19 protein-coding genes are annotated in these 18,646 nt (G+C 58.4%); 3 read left to right on the plus strand and 16 right to left on the minus strand.

The window, feature by feature from the left end; translation table 11 throughout:
• Nucleotides 1-148 precede the first annotated feature (148 nt).
• Nucleotides 149-697: an adenine phosphoribosyltransferase gene (locus RYB09_RS26650; protein ID WP_122280570.1), complete on the minus strand. Its 549-nt coding sequence runs from the start codon at nucleotides 695-697 to the stop codon at nucleotides 149-151.
• 61 nt (nucleotides 698-758) lie between these two features.
• Nucleotides 759-1,493: a fumarate/nitrate reduction transcriptional regulator Fnr gene (fnr, locus tag RYB09_RS26655; protein ID WP_005744587.1), complete on the minus strand. Its 735-nt coding sequence runs from the start codon at nucleotides 1,491-1,493 to the stop codon at nucleotides 759-761.
• Between the two features lie 152 nt (nucleotides 1,494-1,645).
• On the opposite strand from fnr, the gene RYB09_RS26660 reads away from it, so the two are divergent.
• Nucleotides 1,646-2,116, plus strand: coding sequence for a hypothetical protein (locus tag RYB09_RS26660; protein ID WP_058402106.1), 471 nt, complete (start codon nucleotides 1,646-1,648; stop codon nucleotides 2,114-2,116).
• Between the two features lie 14 nt (nucleotides 2,117-2,130).
• Here the strand turns inward: RYB09_RS26660 and hemN are convergent, their stop codons facing one another.
• The 8 genes from hemN to RYB09_RS26700 all read right to left on the minus strand — a co-directional run bounded on the left by hemN (nucleotide 2,131) and on the right by RYB09_RS26700 (nucleotide 9,672).
• The gene (gene hemN / locus RYB09_RS26665; RefSeq protein ID WP_219169633.1) at nucleotides 2,131-3,513 is read right to left on the minus strand and encodes an oxygen-independent coproporphyrinogen III oxidase; all 1,383 of its coding nucleotides are present in this window, start codon (nucleotides 3,511-3,513) and stop codon (nucleotides 2,131-2,133) included.
• Nucleotides 3,514-3,609: 96 nt separating this feature from the next.
• A complete protein-coding gene (locus tag RYB09_RS26670) occupies nucleotides 3,610-4,293 on the minus strand; it encodes a sulfite exporter TauE/SafE family protein (RefSeq protein WP_058402108.1) in 684 nt (227 codons plus the stop codon).
• Nucleotides 4,286-4,489, minus strand: a complete 204-nt coding sequence (ccoS, locus tag RYB09_RS26675) for a cbb3-type cytochrome oxidase assembly protein CcoS (protein ID WP_058402109.1) — start codon at nucleotides 4,487-4,489, stop codon at nucleotides 4,286-4,288. Before ccoS ends, RYB09_RS26670 begins: the two co-directional genes overlap by 8 nt.
• Nucleotides 4,468-6,942, minus strand: coding sequence for a heavy metal translocating P-type ATPase (locus tag RYB09_RS26680; protein WP_058402110.1), 2,475 nt, complete (start codon nucleotides 6,940-6,942; stop codon nucleotides 4,468-4,470). Before RYB09_RS26680 ends, ccoS begins: the two co-directional genes overlap by 22 nt.
• 2 nt (nucleotides 6,943-6,944) lie before the next feature.
• Nucleotides 6,945-7,481 (minus strand): FixH family protein, encoded by a 537-nt coding sequence (locus RYB09_RS26685; RefSeq protein ID WP_316890956.1) that lies wholly within the window; start codon nucleotides 7,479-7,481, stop codon nucleotides 6,945-6,947.
• 10 nt (nucleotides 7,482-7,491) lie between these two features.
• Nucleotides 7,492-8,904, minus strand: coding sequence for a cytochrome c oxidase accessory protein CcoG (gene ccoG, locus RYB09_RS26690; RefSeq protein WP_316890958.1), 1,413 nt, complete (start codon nucleotides 8,902-8,904; stop codon nucleotides 7,492-7,494).
• 64 nt (nucleotides 8,905-8,968) lie between these two features.
• Nucleotides 8,969-9,421 (minus strand): type II toxin-antitoxin system VapC family toxin, encoded by a 453-nt coding sequence (locus RYB09_RS26695; protein ID WP_058402113.1) that lies wholly within the window; start codon nucleotides 9,419-9,421, stop codon nucleotides 8,969-8,971.
• Entirely contained in the window at nucleotides 9,421-9,672 is a 252-nt protein-coding gene (locus RYB09_RS26700; RefSeq protein ID WP_058402114.1) for a type II toxin-antitoxin system Phd/YefM family antitoxin, read from the minus strand. Before RYB09_RS26700 ends, RYB09_RS26695 begins: the two co-directional genes overlap by 1 nt.
• A gap of 514 nt (nucleotides 9,673-10,186) precedes the next feature.
• Here RYB09_RS26700 and RYB09_RS26705 point away from each other — a divergent pair.
• Nucleotides 10,187-11,824 (plus strand): metallophosphoesterase, encoded by a 1,638-nt coding sequence (locus RYB09_RS26705; protein ID WP_316890968.1) that lies wholly within the window; start codon nucleotides 10,187-10,189, stop codon nucleotides 11,822-11,824.
• A gap of 71 nt (nucleotides 11,825-11,895) precedes the next feature.
• On the opposite strand, the gene ccoP is transcribed toward RYB09_RS26705, so the two are convergent.
• From ccoP to ccoN, 4 genes are read right to left on the minus strand one after another with little or no spacing between them, the layout of a single operon-like run.
• On the minus strand, nucleotides 11,896-12,873 hold the full coding sequence (ccoP, locus tag RYB09_RS26710; RefSeq protein ID WP_219169631.1) for a cytochrome-c oxidase, cbb3-type subunit III: 978 nt from the start codon (nucleotides 12,871-12,873) through the stop codon (nucleotides 11,896-11,898).
• The gene (locus tag RYB09_RS26715; protein ID WP_058402131.1) at nucleotides 12,870-13,061 is read right to left on the minus strand and encodes a CcoQ/FixQ family Cbb3-type cytochrome c oxidase assembly chaperone; all 192 of its coding nucleotides are present in this window, start codon (nucleotides 13,059-13,061) and stop codon (nucleotides 12,870-12,872) included. Before RYB09_RS26715 ends, ccoP begins: the two co-directional genes overlap by 4 nt.
• A gap of 5 nt (nucleotides 13,062-13,066) precedes the next feature.
• Nucleotides 13,067-13,675 (minus strand): cytochrome-c oxidase, cbb3-type subunit II, encoded by a 609-nt coding sequence (ccoO, locus tag RYB09_RS26720; protein WP_058409187.1) that lies wholly within the window; start codon nucleotides 13,673-13,675, stop codon nucleotides 13,067-13,069.
• Entirely contained in the window at nucleotides 13,675-15,117 is a 1,443-nt protein-coding gene (gene ccoN / locus RYB09_RS26725) for a cytochrome-c oxidase, cbb3-type subunit I (protein ID WP_122258529.1), read from the minus strand. The genes ccoO and ccoN overlap by 1 nt, the downstream gene beginning before the upstream one ends.
• A gap of 666 nt (nucleotides 15,118-15,783) precedes the next feature.
• On the opposite strand from ccoN, the gene RYB09_RS26730 reads away from it, so the two are divergent.
• Entirely contained in the window at nucleotides 15,784-16,473 is a 690-nt protein-coding gene (locus RYB09_RS26730; RefSeq protein ID WP_193600958.1) for an alpha/beta family hydrolase, read from the plus strand.
• 1 nt (nucleotide 16,474) lies between these two features.
• Here RYB09_RS26730 and RYB09_RS26735 read toward each other — a convergent pair whose 3' ends face one another.
• Both RYB09_RS26735 and RYB09_RS26740 read right to left on the minus strand, forming a co-directional pair.
• Entirely contained in the window at nucleotides 16,475-16,933 is a 459-nt protein-coding gene (locus tag RYB09_RS26735) for a hypothetical protein (protein WP_122258527.1), read from the minus strand.
• Nucleotides 16,934-17,024: 91 nt separating this feature from the next.
• Nucleotides 17,025-18,617 carry an Ig-like domain-containing protein gene (locus RYB09_RS26740; RefSeq protein ID WP_316890960.1) on the minus strand — a complete coding sequence of 531 codons (1,593 nt, stop codon included), beginning with the start codon at nucleotides 18,615-18,617 and terminating at the stop codon, nucleotides 17,025-17,027.
• Nucleotides 18,618-18,646: the final 29 nt, after the last annotated feature.

The following is an 18,646-nucleotide window of genomic DNA, read 5'->3' on the forward strand; positions in this document are numbered from 1 at the left end:
CGGGCCGGAAACAGGAGCGAAAGGCTTTGGTTACTTTGGCCTCATCAAAGTAACTCGCCGAGGGGCGAAAAGGTGACTTGAGTCGAACCCCAATCCATCTGACATCGCAGAACCGCCGTGCAAAGCGGAGCCACGGTCAGCGCCTGTCTTACTGCTCGTCCAGCGCAAACTCGGTCAGGCAGAACGTCGGGATCTTCAGATCGCGCAGGCGTTGCGAGCCGCCCAGTTCCGGCAGGTCGATGATCGCAGCGGCTTCATGTACCTCGGCGCCCATGCGGCGGATGAGGTTGGCGGCGGCGATCAGCGTGCCTCCCGTCGCGATCAGGTCATCGAACATGATGACTGAGTCACCTTCGCACAGACTGTCGGCATGCACTTCCAGATACGCTTCGCCGTATTCGGTCTGATAGGCCTCGGAGAGCACGTCGGCAGGCAATTTGCCTTGTTTGCGAAACAGCACCAGCGGCTTGTTCAGTTGGTACGCAACCACCGAACCAATCAGAAAACCACGCGCGTCCATGACGCCGATATGGCTGAAATCGGCCTCTATATAGCGCTGCACGAAACTGTCGATTACCTGACGGGTAGCCTTGGGCGACTGGAAGAGGGGAGTGATGTCGCGAAACACCACGCCCGGTTTGGGGAAGTCTACGACCGGGCGTATCAGGGACTTGAAGTTCGATTGATCGAAAGTCATCAGGGGGATCCATGGCAGGTTTGGCCGATAGTTTAAGCCGACCCGCCACAGATCGCACGTCTCAGCTTTGCATTGCGCCGCCCGCCAGCGCACACAGCTCGATCGGGGCAAGGATATGAATCTCTTTGCCTTCTGCAGCAATCAGCTGATTTTGCTGGAACCGGGTGAATACTCGCGACACCGTCTCGACGGCCAGGCCCAGATGATTACCGATTTCGTTGCGCGACATGCTCAGACGAAACTGATTGGCCGAGAAGCCTCTGGCTCGAAAGCGCGCAGACAGATTGATCAGAAACGTGGCAATACGCTCATCGGCGGTTTTCTTCGACAGCAACAGCATCATTTGCTGATCTTCGCGGATCTCGCGGCTCATGACGCGCATCAACTGGCGACGCAGCTGCGGCAACTGCACCGACAGCTCGTCCAGGCGTTCAAATGGAATTTCGCACACTGAAGTGGTTTCCAGTGCCTGCGCCGAGACCGGATAAGCCTGGGCGTCCATGCCTGACATTCCGACCAGCTCGCTGGGCAGATGAAAGCCGGTGAGTTGTTCTTCGCCGTTGTCACTGATGTTGAAGGTCTTCAGCGCACCGGAACGTACTGCGTAGACCGACTCGAAGGTATCTCCCTGGCGGAATAGGAATTCGCCTTTTTTCAGCGGACGGCCCCGTTTGACGATCTGGTCAAGGCAGTCCATGTCTTCCGTATTCAACGAGAGGGGCAGGCAGAGTGGAGCGAGACTGCAATCCTTGCAGTGAGCCTGGTTTTGAGCGCGCAACTTTACTGGCTCGGACATCACTTAATTCCTTGTGGGAAAACACACATAAGCCGTAAGGGTAACTCACCCTTGCTTGTCGGGGCCAGCCTACAAAGACTTCTGCACCATCAAGGTTCCGCAGCGGCTGCCGATACGCCTGTATTCCCTTGGATGAACCAGGATGCCTTGGCATGTCAACGACACTTCCGTTGATCAACAGTATTACGATACGTACTGCGACCTCGCAGATTACGTACAGCAGCCAGACCAGCGAAAGCAGCGTCGAGGCGCCTGCAGGTGAGGCAAAGGGTGTAGAAGTCAATCTGTCGTCAGCGGGCAAGGCCGCAGCTGCGTCGTCTTCCAGAAACGCCGATATCGAGCAGAGCGGCCTGCCGTCTTCGGTGCAGAAGATCCTCAAGGCGATTCGCGAGCTTCAGCGCAGGATCGCGGAAACCATGGAGCAGATCCAGAAGGCTCTGAAGGACCCGAGTCTGAGTCCCGAGGAGCGCCGCACCAAAGCCGCGGCGCTACAGACCGTGCTCACCACATTGCAGGCGCAGGTGAGCAATTCCACGGCCGATTTGTCGACGCTGATGAATAGCCTGAACTCCAGCGACGCCGACAAGATCAAGGCGGGCATGCTGGTTCTGGCCAAAATGTAGAACCAGGCCGCTGGTCATATCACCCGCGAGAACTGCTGTCTGTTCTGCCGGGTCAGGTACGCATCGAAGACCATGCACACAGCACGCACCAGTAACCGGCCTGCCGGTCTGACTTCAATCCCAGCATCGCTCAACGCAATCAGCCCGTCCTTCTCCATGCCAAGCAGTTGTGGCCATGCGTCGCTGAAATAGCATCTGAAATCGATGGAGAATGCTTTTTCAATCTCGGCGAAATCCAGCATGAAGTGGCAGATCAACTGCTGAATGACTGCGCGTCTTATCCGGTCGTCATCGCTGCACATCAGCCCTCGTCTGGTTGCTGGCTGGTCGCTGTCCAGCAGCCTTTGATAGTCGCTCAGGTCGCTGCTGTTCTGACTGTACAGCTCGCCAATCTGGCTGATGGCCGAGACGCCCAGCCCGATCAGATCACAGTGACCATGCGTGGTGTAGCCCTGAAAATTGCGTTGCAGGGTCAGGTCTTCCTGGGCGATCGCCAGCTCATCGTCGGGCAGGGCGAAATGGTCCATGCCGATGTAGCGATAACCGGCGTTGCCCAGTTGCTCGACGGTGCGCTCGAGCATGAGCAGTTTGCTCCGGGCATCCGGCAGTTCGGCCGTGTCGATGCGTCGCTGCGGCATGAAGCGTTCCGGCAGGTGGGCGTAGTTGAACACAGACAACCGGTCGGGCTGTAATTCGATGATTTCATCCACTGTGCGGATGAAGGCTTGCGCGGTTTGTCTGGGAAGGCCGTAGATCAGGTCGATATTCACAGAACGAAACTGCAGCGTGCGGGCGGCTTCGACGATGGCGCGGGTTTCCTCCAGGCTTTGCATGCGGTTGATAGCCCGTTGCACGGTCGGGTCCAGGTCCTGCACGCCAAGGCTGACCCGGTTGAAACCCAGCTCGCGCAGCAGGCCCATGGTCGACCAGTCCGCTTCGCGAGGGTCAATCTCGATGCCATAGTCGCCGGAGTCATCTTCCAGCAAATTGAAATGCGCGCGCAGCTGCGCCATCAACCGACGCAGTTCAGCATGACTCAGGAAGGTCGGCGTGCCGCCGCCCAGGTGCAGTTGCTCCACTACCTGACCGGGTGCCAGGTGGCAGGCGAGCATCTGTATTTCGTGTTCGAGCCGCTGCAGGTAAGCCTGCGCGCGTCCGCGGTCCTTGGTGATGACCTTATTGCAGGCACAGTAGTAACAAATGTTCGCGCAGAAGGGCAGATGCACATAGAGCGACAGCGGGCGCAACGCCTTGCGGCTTTCCCGCAGAGCATGCAATAGGTCAAATGCGCCTATTTGTGTGTGAAGTTGCACTGCTGTCGGATAGGACGTATAGCGCGGTCCTGCTACATCATAGCGATGGATCAGGTCTGAATCCCAACGAATGGCGTCAAGCATGCGCACGTTTCCCGGTCAGGCTGGCGATGTCGCGAGCATACGCAGACGCTCAAGGGCGGGCGTTGACGTGGATCAAGCGGTGTGAGCTGCCCGGCCTCAGTGCCCCATCAGCCAATGCTGATGCGGCCCCGGCAAGGTCCAGAGGCCAAAGACGATTACCAGCAACCCTCCGGCCATGCGAACACCTCGTTTGCGCAGCAGGACAGTGGTGCGCTCGGCGGCAAGTCCGGTGGCCAGCAGAACGGGCCAGGTGCCCAGCCCGAAGGCCAGCATCAGCAAGGCGCTATGGAGAGGATTGCCCTGGCTGGCGGCCCAGAGCAGGGCGCTGTAAACCAGCCCGCAGGGCAGCCAGCCCCACAGCGCGCCGAGCAACAAGGCGCGGGGCAGGCTGGACACCGGCAGCAAGCGGCTGGCCAGCGGTTGCAGGTATCGCCACAGGCCTCTGCCCAGGCGCTCGATATGCGTCAGCCCGCTCCACCAGCCAGCCAGATACAGCCCCATCACGATCAGCAACACTGCGGCGATGACCCGCAGACCCGTTGCCAGCGGACTTTGCGCGACTGCCCAGCCGACCAGCCCGGAACCCAGGCCGGCAACCGTGTAACTGAGAATGCGCCCAAGGTTATAGGCCAGCAGCAGCCGGAATCGACGGCTGCGCTGTTCCTTGGGAATGGCCAGTGTCAGCGCTCCCATGAGGCCGCCACACATCCCCAGGCAATGGCCGCCGCCCAGCAGCCCGAGAATGAGTGCCGAGAGCAGCATCGAAGCAAGTTCAAACATCGTGTTTCTCGTCAGCGCCAGGCCGTTGCGGTTCTGACCGGGCATGATCCACCGGCGGCGGATCATCGAACAATATGCTGTGCGCCGGGCCTTCCATATCGTCGTACTGGCCGCTGTCCACCGCCCAGAAGAACACGTAGATCGCGACACCCACCAGCAGCAGCGCAGCAGGGATCATGATGTAAAGCGCGGGCATGAAACCTCCGGGGCAGATTGTGATGTGAGGGCGCGGCGCGGCATACGGGTCAGGCGCAAGGCGTTGAGCACTACGGTCAATGAACTGAGCGACATGCCGATGGCCGCCCACACCGGGGTGATCCAGCCCAGTGCCGCGAATGGCAGCATGAGGCCATTGTACAGGCCGGCCCAGAGCAGATTTTCGATAATGACCCTGCGCGTGCGTCGGGCCAGATTCAGTGCGTCGATCAGCACCGGCAAACGGTTGCACAGCAGCACGGCGTCAGCGCTGGTTTTTGCAAGGTCGGTGGCCGAGCCCATTGCCACACTGATGTCGGCAGCGGCCATGACCGGGACGTCATTCACCCCGTCACCGATCATCAGCACTTTGCGTCCTTGGGCCTGAAGTTGTCGCAGCACCTCCAGCTTGTCGTCCGGGCGCATGCCGCCACGCGCTTCGTCTATCCCCAGCGCCTGCGCGACACTGGCGACCATCGGCGAGCTGTCTCCGGACAGCAGCAGCGTTTTCCAGCCTCGCGCCTTGCAGGTCTGTAACAAGGTGCTGGCATCGTCGCGCAGTTGATCGTCGAGTACCAGCCAGGCCAGCGGCCCTTGCGCATCGCCCAGCAATAGCCACTGGCCGGACTCATCGGTGATCACCGGCGCTTCAGTGCCGCTCGGCGCACAGACAAACGCCGCCTGGCCGATGCGCAGCAGTTTCCCGTCAACCCATCCTTCCAGCCCCAGTCCTGGAGTGCTGCGCACCTCTTCGGCAGCCCTTGACGCTCGACCAAAGGCGCGGGCAATGGGGTGCTCGGAACGGTTTTCCAATGCAGCCGCCAGCTCCAGGCAGCGGTTGGCGTCCAGTTCGCGTAGCGGGTGAATGCTGCGCAGCGCCAGACGTCCCTCGGTCAGGGTGCCGGTCTTGTCGAAGATGACTGTGTCAATCTGATTCAGGCCCTCCAGCACATGACCTCGGGTCAGCAACAGACCAAGCTTGTGCAGCGTGCCGGTGGCCGCTGTCAGCGCGGTCGGTGTCGCCAACGACAGCGCGCAGGGGCAGGTGGCAACGAGCATTGCCAGGACAATCCAGAACGCGCGGGATGCGTCGATTTGCCACCAGACAACACCGATCAGTGCCGCCGCCATCAGCGAAAACAGCAGAAAGGTCTGTGCCGCCCGGTCGGCGATTTGCGCGAGACGGGGCTTCTGCGCCTGGGCGCGTTCGAGCAGGCGGACAATGGCCGAAAGACGGGTTTCCTGACCCAGCGCCGACACGGCAATGGTCAGCGGACTCTCGACATTCAACGTTCCTGCGGTGACCGCATCGCCCGCGCCGCGCGTTTGTGGCAGGTACTCGCCGGTCAGCAGGGACTCATCGATGCTGGAATAACCTTCGAGGATCCTGCCGTCAGCCGGTATCACCGCACCGGGGCGCACTAATACACGATCAGTCAAACGCAGCTCGCTGAGCATGATGCGCTGGCTCTGGCCATCGTCACCAAGGCGCAGGCATGAGGCGGGCAGCAGGTTGACCAGTTGCGCCGTGGCTGCCGCCGTGCGCTCGCGGGCGCGGCGCTCCAGGTAGCGTCCGGCCAGCAGGAACAATGCAAACATGCCCACCGCATCGAAATACAATTCGCCAGCGCCGGTGACCGCAGTCCAGATGCCGGCGACATACGCCGCGCCTATTGCCAGCGACACCGAGACGTCCATCGTCAGTTGACGGCTGCGCAGGTCGCGTAATGCGCCGCGGAAGAACGGTGCGCAACTGTAGAACACGATCGGAGTGGTCAGAAACAGCGCCACCCAGCGCAGGATAGTGTGCATCTGCGGGCTGAGGTCGATGTTGAACTCCGGCCATGTCGCCATGGTTGCCATCATTGCCTGAAACCACAGCAGGCCGGCGACGCCCAGTTGCCGTAACGCCAGCCGGTTTTCAATTGCCAGACGCTCGGCGGCGCGATCGGCCTGCCAGGGGTGAGCGACATAACCAATTGCGTGCAGTTCGCTCAGCAACTGACTGAGGGCAAGCTGGTCGCCGCGCCAGCGTACGTGCAGGCGATGGGTGGAGAGGTTCATGCGCGCTTCGGCCACTGCGGGCAAGCGGCTCAGGCGTTTTTCGATCAACCAGCCGCAGGCTGCGCAACTGATGCCCTCGACAAGCAAAGTGGCTTCTGACAAATCGCCGTCGTGGCGCACGAACGGTGCCTGTACTTCAGGGCGGTCGTAGAGTGCCAGCTCATCGATCAATTGCGTGGGCAGGCTTTCCGGGTTGGCCGAGGCCTCGCTGCGATGGCGGTAGTAGCTTTCCAGACCGCTGGCGACGATGGTCTCGGCCACCGCCTGACAGCCGGGGCAGCAAAGCTCTCGGGACTCACCGAGCACAACCGCCGTGAAATGGCCACCGGCTGGAACGGGCAGGCCGCAGTGGTAACAGCGCATTGGAGTGGCAGGGGGCAACGTCGCCATGTTCAGTCTTTCCGGCGTTGTGCGGCTTGCAGGGGTTCGTCGCCCAGGGTCAGGTCAGCAGCGCCGACCTGTTCTTCTTCGAACAGACGCCAGGTCTGGTCGCCTTCGACACCCAGCAGCTCCACAAAGCGCCGACCCTCGACCCGGTCCTGCAACTGCCCGATGTAACGGCCCGGTTCGGACGGACTGCGGGTCAGGAACACGCGGCGATCACTGTCGGGGCGCGTCGGGGAAATGAGGTTCAACTCCAGACGCTCCGGGTTGCTGTTGCCGCTCAGGCGCAGCTCGACTTCGCCGGTCAACTCGTCCAGATGTACACGGGCGTGCAGTTTGAGGTTTTGCGCAAGCATTTCCCTATTCAGCGAGCGATTGATGCCTTTGCCGGCCTCGTAGTAGTTATCGGTGACCAGCGGGTCAGGGTTGCTCACTGCGATGAACACCATCGACAGGCTAAACGTCACCGAGCAGGTCAGAATGGCGATGATGATCCATGGCCAGAGGTGCCTGTACCAAGGGCTTGCAGCAGTCGCAACGGGCATGACGGTGCTCTTAACGAAGAGGTGGGCCGATGAAACGGCTTTTGGTGTCGACATGCGTGTCGCTGTCGATGTCCTTGAGGGTAAAGGTGACTTCGTTGCTGTGTGCCGGGAGTTTTTCCGGCGCGCTGGACAGCTCCACCGGCAGGCTGACGATCTCGCCTGCCGGGACGCTGATTTCCCTGCGCCCCTGCAGTTTCAGGTCGGGCAGGCCGCTGGCCTCCAGCACATAGTCATGATCCACCTGATCCTTGTTCATCACTTTCATGGTGTAGACGTTTTCGATACGGCCTTCGGCGTTTTCCCGGAACAGCATGCGGTCCTTGCTGACATCCAGACCCACCAGGGTGCGCATGCAGAAGGCTGTGGTCAGTAGCCCGATCATCAGCAGCAGGACCAGTGCATAACCGATCAGGCGCGGGCGCAAGGTGCGGGTGCGCTGCCCGGACAGATTGTGTTCGGTGGTGTAGCGAATCAGGCCGCGAGGGTAGTCCATCTTGTCCATGACTGTATCGCAGGCATCGACGCACGCCGCACAGCTGATGCATTCCACCTGCAGGCCGTCACGAATGTCGATGCCGGTCGGGCAGACCTGAACGCACATCGTGCAGTCGATGCAGTCACCCAGGCCCTGAGCACGGTGATCGGCTTCCTTTTTACGCGGCCCGCGGGTTTCGCCACGATTCGGGTCGTAGGAGATGATCAGCGTGTCCTTGTCGAACATCACGCTCTGGAACCGCGCGTAGGGGCACATATAGATGCACACCTGCTCGCGCAGCCAGCCTGCATTGAGGTAAGTGGCCAGGGTGAAGAAGCCGACCCAGAAATACGCCCAGCCATCCGCTTCGCCCGTGAACAGATCAATGCACAAGTCGCGAATGGGAGAGAAGTAACCCACGAAGGTCATGCCCGTGGCAAAGCCGATCAGCAGCCACAGGCTGTGCTTGGCGAGCTTGCGCGCCAGTTTGCCGGTGCTCATCGGGGCATGGTCAAGCCTGATGCGCTGGTTGCGGTCGCCCTCGGTGACTTTCTCGCACCACATGAACATCCAGGTCCAGACGCTTTGCGGGCAGGTGTAGCCGCACCATACCCGTCCGGCATAGACCGTGATGAAGAACAGCCCGAAGGCTGCAACGATCAGAATGCCGGACAACAGGATGAAATCCTGCGGCCAGAACGTCGCGCCGAAGATGTAGAACTTGCGTTGTGGCAGATCCCACCAGACCGCCTGGTGCCCACCTTTATTGAGCCAGACCGTGCCGAAAAAGATCAGCAGCAACACGGCACCGCCCAGCATGCGCACATTGCGAAACAGACCTTTGAACGCGCGGGTGTGGATTTTCGCGCGCGAGGCATAGAGGTCGATGAATTCGCCGCTTTTTTCGGATGGCGGTGTGATGTCGTGTACTGGAATCTGGTTGCTCATTGATGGGTCCAGCGGCGGTGGAGTAGCCCGGGCCGATACAGGTCAGGCAGGTTTACATCCGCGTTCAACGTGACGCACGTGAATAAACGGCCGCTTCTTCATTCAACTGGCTGACCCAAGGGTTGAGCAGCGCGACGCCGCATGACTGAAAGTCGATTGTGTTGCGTGTGACCACGGTCATGCCATGCACCAGCGCAGTAGCCGCGATCAACGCATCGCATTCGCTGCGCGGGTCGGGGACATGCAGTTGGGCGCAGCGCCTTGCGACCTGAGTGTCGACTGTCAGGATACGCCCGGCGAACGCTTTCAATACATGCTGCTCAAGCCACATTCGCAATGCTGTGCCCTGTGCCGGGTCGCGGCGTTCGATACGCAGGATACCTGTTTCGAGCTCAAGAATCGTGATGGACGAGATGAAAAGGCTGGAGGCCATCTGTGTTCGCGACCAGCGGAGCACGTTCGCATCGGCGTTGCGTTTTCTGAGTTCGGACACCACGTCGGTGTCGAGCAGGAACATCAGGACAGGTCAACCGGTCGAGTCGAGATGACAGCCCGTTGAGGCTCGAATTCGATATCGAGGTGCGCCGGCATGATCAACAGGTCAGCGATGCTCGCTGCACTGCCGGTCAGTTGCAGGTACGCCTCGATCGAAAGCAGCACATGGGCAGGGCGGCCTCGGTCGGTAATGAACACCGGGCCTTCATTCGCGGCCTTCTTGGCCCCGCTGGTGTCTTGGTTGAATTCGCGGCTTGAGAGGGTAGTTGTCATGAAAGCGACCTCCGGAATGGGCAGACACATTGTTGTCATAATGAGCAATTCTAAGCGTGTAGAGATGTAACTACAATGCGTGCAGTGACGCAAATTACTACCGCGCACTGCTTGCCTGTATCCCGATGCTAAAAATCCACTGGGTCTGATGGTTCCTGACGCAGCGTATGGGTCAGCTTTGCTGACTACGGCGTATGCAGTGCATATCTGCATGCGCGTCAGTGCGCGTCGCCAGCTTCTCTTGGTATTTCAGATTGCAGAAATGCAAAATTTATTACCGAAGCCCGTCACGTAGGCGTGGAGTAATAAGCAGCCCCTATGACTGGGCTACTTATTAAACGTCGTGCCGTGTGTCACTCAAAGAACTGCCATCGGTATCTAACAGCCCACCTATCAGTTCTGATAGTAGAGTTTCAGCAGATGTTTGTAATAATGAGTACAGCCGAAATGCTCTGAGTAACGCTCTCTGTCCGTGTTTTGGTTCTGGGGTTTTAGTTTTCATGAGGGTTTTGATATGTCTAGCTACAGGCTTTTTCCTTGTGCGTTGTTCAGCACATTGTTATTAATGTGCGGGTGCGTTAGTGATGTGAAAAATGAAAGCCCAGACGCTATGGCGAGCGCGGTCGGGCCTAAGGGCATAATAAGGCATATTATATTTGCTTCTGACCCTCAATACCCTTGGTCAAAGGATAAAAAAAACACAGAGGACAGTCTGGGCGCTTTGCCGCACCGGCAATCGCAGGACGTCCTACTGCAATCCCGCTCCTCGGTTAACGAGGTTAGTACTGAAGACCTCATCAGAAATCAATATTCTGCGATACAAAAATGGCGTGCCGGAGCCATGGGCGGGGCCGGCAATAACCCGGTCATCATAAACGGAGACATGACGGCGTTTGGCCATGACAATGAAAGGGCATTTTTGTACGGGACACTGGATTCAATATTGTCGACGAATTGGTATTTTGGACTGGGTAATCATGATTACAAGAACAATATAGACGGCTGTGGAAATAATGGCTGCGCCCGAGACAATATGGAGGACCTTGTAGGCCGGATGGGCGGTAATCGGATGGATTATAGCGTTAATGAAAGCGGAATTATTCACACCACCAAAAAGTATTCAGGAAGCTTTGCGTACTTTAAGGACTTTGGAGGTGTGCGGTACATTCAGCTGAATTTGGACCCTTCGTATATAAGGTGGTTTTATTCTGGAGGTGTATGGACAACAAATGAGTTTGATATTTTGTCACCCGTTGAGAATGGCTGGCTGGAGAATCAGCTGATTCATGCAAGGGATAATGGAAAATTTGTCATTATTGGTATGCATGACGCAGAGGAATGGACCCGGACATCCGATCCACGTACTCAAGCTATCCTCACTAAATTTCGTAACCTGTTAAAGGAGTATGATGTCTCAGCCATTTTTGCAGGTCACTTTCACACCGCTGCCGGAATATATCCAAGTCCCTATGAAGGGGTGCCTGTTTTTCTGAGTGGTTCGGCAACTGAAGAGACTTTTCTCATCACCGATATTGATGAGAGTTCAAGAAGAATTTCCGTCTGGCTCGTTAGAAATAATACGCCCGAGACCGCGCAACATCTGGGTGTGTTTCCTCTCAAACAATCAGTTAAAACTCCACCAACCGACGAATATGACAATGCGGGGAGTTGGGGGACCTGGGGGCCATCGGCACTGTGTCCAAGTGGACTGTACATAAACGCTTTTGATGTAAAGGGGGAAAAATGGCAGGGCGACGATGACGATACGGCCGTCAATGCGATCGTTATGTACTGCCACGATGATGTCGGCCTGAGAAGCAAAGAAGGAGGATGGGGGACTTTTTCAGGATACAGGAAGTGCCCTGCCGACCAGGCGATCGTTGGATTTCAGTTGAAAATGGAGCCCCGTCAAGGGGACGGAGACGACACAGCAGTGGACTCTGTCAGGTTTGTTTGTGAAGGGGGACAGTCCATAGCCGCAGCCTATGACACAAGTTATGGCGTTTGGAAAAAAACTTACCGCTGTCCTGCCGGAATGGTTGCTATCGGTTTTGAAACACGCGTCGAAGACTATCAGGGGGACGATGATGATAAGTACGACGACGATACGGCTTTGAACGGCATGAGGATGAAGTGCGGTTCCAAGCCTTGATGTGTCGGCAATGGCAGTCGTGAGGGTTTCAGGCCGTCACGACGCCAGGCGTACTGTCTGTAAGAGCCGTATCACTCTTTTTCAGCAGGCTGCTCCTGGCGGGACAGGCTGTAAACATAGGCAGCCAGAATGTGAACCCGATCATTGCCTTGCAGTGCCTGCTGAGCGGGCATCTGGCCCTGGCGGCCATCACGAATGGTCTGCTGCAACTGAGCGAAGCTGGAGCCGTAGATAAACGCGTTGGGGTGGGTCAGGTCCGGCGCGCCAAGAATCGGCATTCCCTTGCCTTCGGGCCCATGACAGGCAGCGCAGAGTTTCGCGAAGGTCTTCTGTCCCGCGACCGGGTCAGCTTTGGCACCTTCGGGCAACTGCCGGGCGTCCAGTTGAGTCAGCACGTAGGCCGATACATCACGCACACCCTGTTCACCCAGCACTTCGCCCAGGGCGGGCATCACGCCCATGCGCCCGGCCATGATCGACGTCTTGATCGCCTGGGCATCGCCGCCCCAACGCCAGTCGGCATCGGTCAGATTGGGAAAGCCGTAGGCGCCTTTCGCGTCAGAGCCATGGCAGACCGAGCAGTTGGAGGCAAACAGGCGAGCACCGATTTTCAGCGCCTGCGGGTCTTTGGCCACCTCCTCGACGGGCATGGCGGCGTATTTGGCGAACAGCGGGCCGTAGCGTGCTTCGGCAACAGCCACTTCCCGTTCCCATTCGTGGACACTGCTCCAGCCTTGCCTGCCGTCGGAGAATTGCGTCTTGCTGTCCTTGTCCCGATAGTCGTAACCCGGCAGCAAACCCTGCCAGTTGCCCAGGCCCGGGTACAGGACTAGATAGCCCAGCGCAAAGACGATGGTCGCTACGAATAGATAGAACCACCATCTGGGCAGTGGGTTGTCGTACTCCTCGATACCGTCGAACGTATGGCCGACGGTTTCATCTGTCGGTTCGTCGGGCTGACCTTTGCGCGTGGACAGCAGCAGCCAGAGCATGGCGATGATTGTGCCCAGCGTCAGGACCGCGACGTACAGGCTCCAGAACGTACTCATGGTTGGTCTTCCCGTTCAGCTCTGGCGCGCTCGACCTTGCCGATGGCGTCGGGGTCATCCGCGAAAGGCAACAGGGTCGCATCGTCGAAGTGTGCCTTGCGGGCAGGGCTGAACACCCACAGCATCAGGCCGATGAACGCCACCATCACGACCAGTGTGCCAAGGCCTCGAATCATTCCGATGTCCATCATGTTCACCGTTTGCTCTTGATGAGCGTGCCGAGGCCTTGCAGATAGGCCACCAGCGCGTCCATTTCGGTCTTGCCCTGCACGGCCGCCGCCGCACCGGCGATGTCTGCGTCGGTGTACGGGGTGCCAAGGGTGCGCAGCACTTGCAGCTTTTTCGCCGTCTGCGTGCTGTCGATCTTTTTCTCGGCCAGAAACGGATAGGCGGGCATGATCGACGTTGGGACCACGTCCCGAGGGTTATTCAGATGCACACGGTGCCACTCGTCCGAGTAACGACCGCCGATCCGTGCCAGGTCCGGCCCGGTGCGTTTGGAGCCCCACAGGAAAGGGTGATCCCAGACGCTTTCGCCTGCTACCGAGTAATGCCCGTAGCGTTCGGTTTCGGCGCGTAATGGCCGGATCATCTGCGAGTGGCAGCCTACGCAACCATTGGCGATGAACACATCACGGCCTTCTACTTCAAGCGCGCTGCGTGGCTTCATGCCTTCGATCGGTTGATTGGTCACATCCTGAAAAAACAGCGGGACGATCTGCGTCAGCCCGCCGATACTCACGGCAACGACCATGAAGAAGGCCAGCAGGCCGATGTTTTTTTCGAGCACATCATGTTTCATCAATGCGCTCCCACGACGGAAATGCGCGCAGCGGCCTCGACCGCCTGCGGGTCAGAGGCGCGCACGGTACGTATCACGTTGTAGGCCATCAGCAGCATGCCGCTGGTGAAGATGGCGCCGCCGATGGCCCGCACGATGTAGCCCGAGTGACTGGCCTGCATGGTTTCGATGAAGGAATAGGTCAGCGTGCCGTCGTCGTTCACTGCACGCCACATCAAGCCCTGAGTAATGCCATTGACCCACATCGAGGTGATGTACAGCACGGTGCCCACGGTCGCGAGCCAGAAATGCGTGTTGATCAGGCTGACGCTGTGCATGTGCGGACGGGCGTAGAGTTTCGGAATCATGTGATAAACCGACCCGATGGTAATCATCGCCACCCAGCCCAGTGCCCCGGCATGCACGTGACCGATGGTCCAGTCGGTGTAGTGCGACAGCGAGTTGACGGTCTTGATTGCCATCATCGGGCCTTCAAAGGTCGACATGCCATAGAACGCCAGCGAAACCACGAGAAAGCGCAGTATCGAATCGGTCCGCAACTTATGCCATGCACCCGACAGCGTCATCATGCCGTTGATCATCCCGCCCCAGCTGGGTACCAGCAGAATGATCGACATGACCATGCCCAGCGACTGCGCCCAGTCTGGCAGGGCGGTGTAGTGCAGATGGTGCGGACCGGCCCAGATATACAGGGTGATCAATGCCCAGAAGTGCACGATGGACAAACGATAGGAGTACACCGGGCGCTCGGCCTGTTTGGGCACGAAGTAATACATCATGCCGAGAAAGCCGGTGGTCAGGAAAAACCCTACGGCATTGTGCCCGTACCACCACTGAATCATCGCGTCGGTCGCTCCGGCGTAGGCCGAATAGGATTTGAACAGGCTGACCGGCAGCGAGATGTGGTTGACGATGTGCAGCATGCCGGTCACCACGATGAATGCGCCGTAAAACCAGTTGGCGACATAGATATGCCGGGTCCGGCGTTTGACGATGGTGCCGAAAAACACTGCAGCGTAGGCGGCCCAGACGATCGCCAGCAGAATCGCCACCGGCCATTCAAGTTCGGCATATTCCTTGGTGGTGGTATAGCCCATGGGCAGCGTCACGATGGCGCCGACAATTACGGCTTGCCAGCCCCAGAAGGTAAACGCCGCCAGGCCATCGGAAACAAGCCGCGTCTGACAGGTGCGCTGCACCACGTAATAAGAGGTGGCAAACAGTGCGCAGCCACCGAACGCAAAGATCACCAGGTTGGTGTGCAACGGCCGCAGGCGTCCGAAGGTGGTCCATTCAAGTTCCAGGTTAAGCCCTGGCCAGACCAGTTGCGAAGCAATGAACACGCCCAGGCTCATGCCGATCACCCCCCAGACCACGGTCATGATGGCAAACTGGCGCACCACTGTGTAGTTGTAGGTCGTCGGACTGGTTGTTGTGTTCATTACAGACTTCCACGATTCAGATGTTGACCGCAGACGTAATCGGGCTCGGGCGATGCATCGCTGGAAATGGCATCGAAGCACACGAAAAGGCAGGGGCAGGAACAGACAGGCACATTAGCCAGCGTCAAATGGTTGCAGCAGACGTGTGTCGGCGAGTTTAGCTTTGAAAGAAGGGTGTGGGAAGCCGCAGCGCGGAGCGGATAATCTGCGTTGTATTGTCAGCGAGTATTCCGCACCCCGTTGCAGGGTGCGGAGTTCACGCATTGCCGCTGGATTGGCGCAAAACGGTGGCGACCTTCGCGTACAGACGAGTTGATCAGGACTCGCGCAAAGACTGTCACGTATGTTCAATCGGCGGCTGCATCTGTCATAGCCCAGCAAACTGGCCTGAGCAGGCATATGACTCTGGCGACCGACTCAGCGGTTCTGTTGCAATTGTGCGAGGCCAGTACCGTCAATGAAACCGCCCGGCGGTGTCAGGTTTGGGGCGCTCATCGCCTTGGTACTTTTACCTTATGCACCTTGGCAGATTAACCGGGCGGACCTGAATGGTGGCTGTCCGGCAGGGCCTGTCGGTGCGTCCACGCGCTCTGCGCTTGCGCTATTCACGCAGGATTCGCGGTTATAGTAGCGGGCTACTCTGAGACTCATCTGAACGAGGCAAGCATGAGCAAAGGCCCACAGTCCGGCATCGGCAAGGATCAATGGCTGCAACTGATCAACGAAAAAGGCTGGTTATGGACGCCCACCCTGCTGGCAGACCCGCAGGAGGCGCCCACCTTACTGCTGGCACACGGCGCAGGCGCACCGATGGACAGCGATTTCATGAACCGCATGGCCACTGATCTTGCGGCGCAAGGCATCAGCGTTTTGCGCTTCGAGTTTCCTTACATGGCCCTGCGGCGTCACGGCGGCAGCAAGCGTCCGCCCAATCCGCAGGCGCAATTGCTGGAATGCTGGCGAGAGGTCTATGCCTTGGTCAGGCCTTTTGTGGCTGGGCGACTGGCTGTTGGCGGCAAGTCGATGGGCGGGCGAATGGCCAGCCTGATCGCCGATGAGCTGGAGGTGGATGCGCTGGTTTGCCTGGGGTATCCGTTCTACGCCGTGGGCAAGCCGGAAAAGCCACGCGTGGCCCATCTGGCTGAACTGAAGGCACCTGCTCTGATCGTTCAGGGCGAGCGCGATGCGTTGGGTAATCGCGAAGCAGTGGAGGGTTATGCGTTGTCCAGCGCCATTCAACTGCACTGGTTGCCGACCGCCAATCACGACCTCAAACCATTGAAAGTGGCAGGTATCAACCATGAACAATGCCTGGTCGAGTCGGCACAAGTGATTGCTCGTTTTCTGCGCGCCTGAGCTATCGGCAACGTACGTCAAAAAAGCCGTTGGCCACTTCGAAATTGATCGATGACATGCTGAAACTGAAGCGTCCGCGCAGGCGCAAGGTATAGGGATTGGCTTCAAACAGGCTCAGGGTGCCGTTTTGAAAGTGTGCTGAATGATAGAGGGTGTTTTGCCGGTGCTGCGTCTCGCTGTAAATCACTTTGATCTGGGCATGGCCTGGCAGATCGTGATCACCGGGTTTCAGGTTGCTGTCCAGAAACAGCCCGATAGTCGTTCGCTTTGTGCCCACCTTGCCGTCGACGATCAGCTTCCATACCCACTGCTCGGGTGCCTGCTCCAGCTCAGCCCGCAGGGTCAATTGGCCCGCCAGAGCAAGCACCTTGAACGGTCGCTTATTGACGCAGGCCTGAAAGCTGCCTTCACACGACGCGGGACGAACAAAGCGTTTGGCTGGGGATGTGGTGTGGTGCATGGCCTGACTCTGTAGAACGTATGAATAGAAGCAGGGCGTTGCCCTCTCGGGTAACGCCCTGTTTAATGATTACAGGTTCATCAGTTTTCGATCATCTGATGCCAACGCCAAGACTGGAGTTGTGGCTCTTCAATTTGAAGTTTCCGCCAGAGACCATGTTCTTCACGTAGTACCAGTTCCAGCCCCCGATGCCGGCGCTTGAAACAGTGGACGACCAATAATTACCGTTGCCCATCGGCCAGCGATTGCCGTACAGGTTATAGATCTCCACCAGTTCGTGAATGGTCGGAATCCTTGCGCCGTTGTTGCCTGCGTTTTTGCTGATCTGAGAAAAGCTCCCGCTGCCCAGGCCGATGCAATGGATGACGCCGACGACGGTAATCAGGTAGCTTTTACTCGCGCCCCAAGCATCGGTCGCCGTAATGGTAGCCGTGCCGTTGCCTCGAACCGAGGCCAGCCCGTTGCTGTCCACTTTCGCGACCAGCGGGTTGCTCGATGTGTACTGATAGGGCGCCTGTCCGCCACTGGCCTGACGCTGAAGGGTGGTGTCGGCCGGGAAGTTCGGCAACAGTTCCGGCAAGCCTGGGAGCAGATACACCTTGCCGGCCAGCGTAACCGGCGAAGTGTCCAGCACCAGCTCGGGCTGCCCCATCAGAATCTGCAAGGCCAGTGTGTCGGATACCTGTACCAGACCATTGATGCGATTGACCACATAAGAAACCGCCACCGTCTGCCCTGCGTTTGCCGTTACCAGCGCCGCAGCAAACACTACCTCCAGCGTCTTGCCCGCGTCCGCGCCGGTCAGCGTCTTTTCCCGTGTGTCATTGCCGTTGGGCCCTTGCCATTGCACGATCACCTGATCGCCGGCTTTCAGGTTGGCGGTGGCGTCGATCACTACGGTTGCCCCGGATGGGGCGTTAGCCGGGTCTAGCGTGTTGCCGGCGGCTTCTTTTATGGTTGGGGTGGGCAGGGGCGTTGCTTGCGCGAGTTGCAGCTTCACGTCCACCGCCTCCGAGGCCATGGACAGATTCCCTGCCAGATCTGTAATCGTGTAGTAAACCGGCGCCTCAATGTCGCCGATCAACTCCAGAAACGGCCTGGCGAAGTCGACCATTGTTCGTTTAAGACCCACGTCATCACTGCTCACCACCGCCATCGGACCGGGCAAATCATTCCAGTAGGTGCGGACAACATCGCCCTCCTGCATGCCGTTGTAGCTGGCAATCGTCCCTGAAAGCACGTTACCCATGGTTTGCAGTTCTTCTGAGGTCAGACCGTTCTGTACCTGCGTGGGGAAAATGATGGGGGCCAGCAGCGGATCGCCAGGCGGGGTTAGGTCTACGATTACAACTGTCTCGGCAGAAAACTCGACGACCATATTGATCGGGTTTTCGACCGCGTAAGCCACAGAGTGACGGCCTTCGGTCAACAGCTCGGATGGAATGTGCAGCATGAGGTCGTCACCTGGCATCTGCGAAAGCAGGATCTCTTTCTTGAGACCAATAAGCACTCCATCGAAGTACAGCTGATAGGTATAGCCGGGGCGCGCGCCTTGCCAGACGTTCAACAGCACTTCGAGGGGCGTGTTCAAACTGTCGATGGGTAATAGCCCATCGTTCAAGGCGGCTGCGATGACTGGCGCAGTCAGCACGGTTTCTTTTTTTTCAGTCGCAAGGTTATACATGGGTGTTCCTTATAAGTTTAAAAGTTGCG

It is taken from the genome of Pseudomonas syringae group sp. J254-4 (genome assembly GCF_032586855.1).
In the GTDB taxonomy this organism is placed as follows: Bacteria; Pseudomonadota; Gammaproteobacteria; order Pseudomonadales; family Pseudomonadaceae; genus Aquipseudomonas; species Aquipseudomonas amygdali.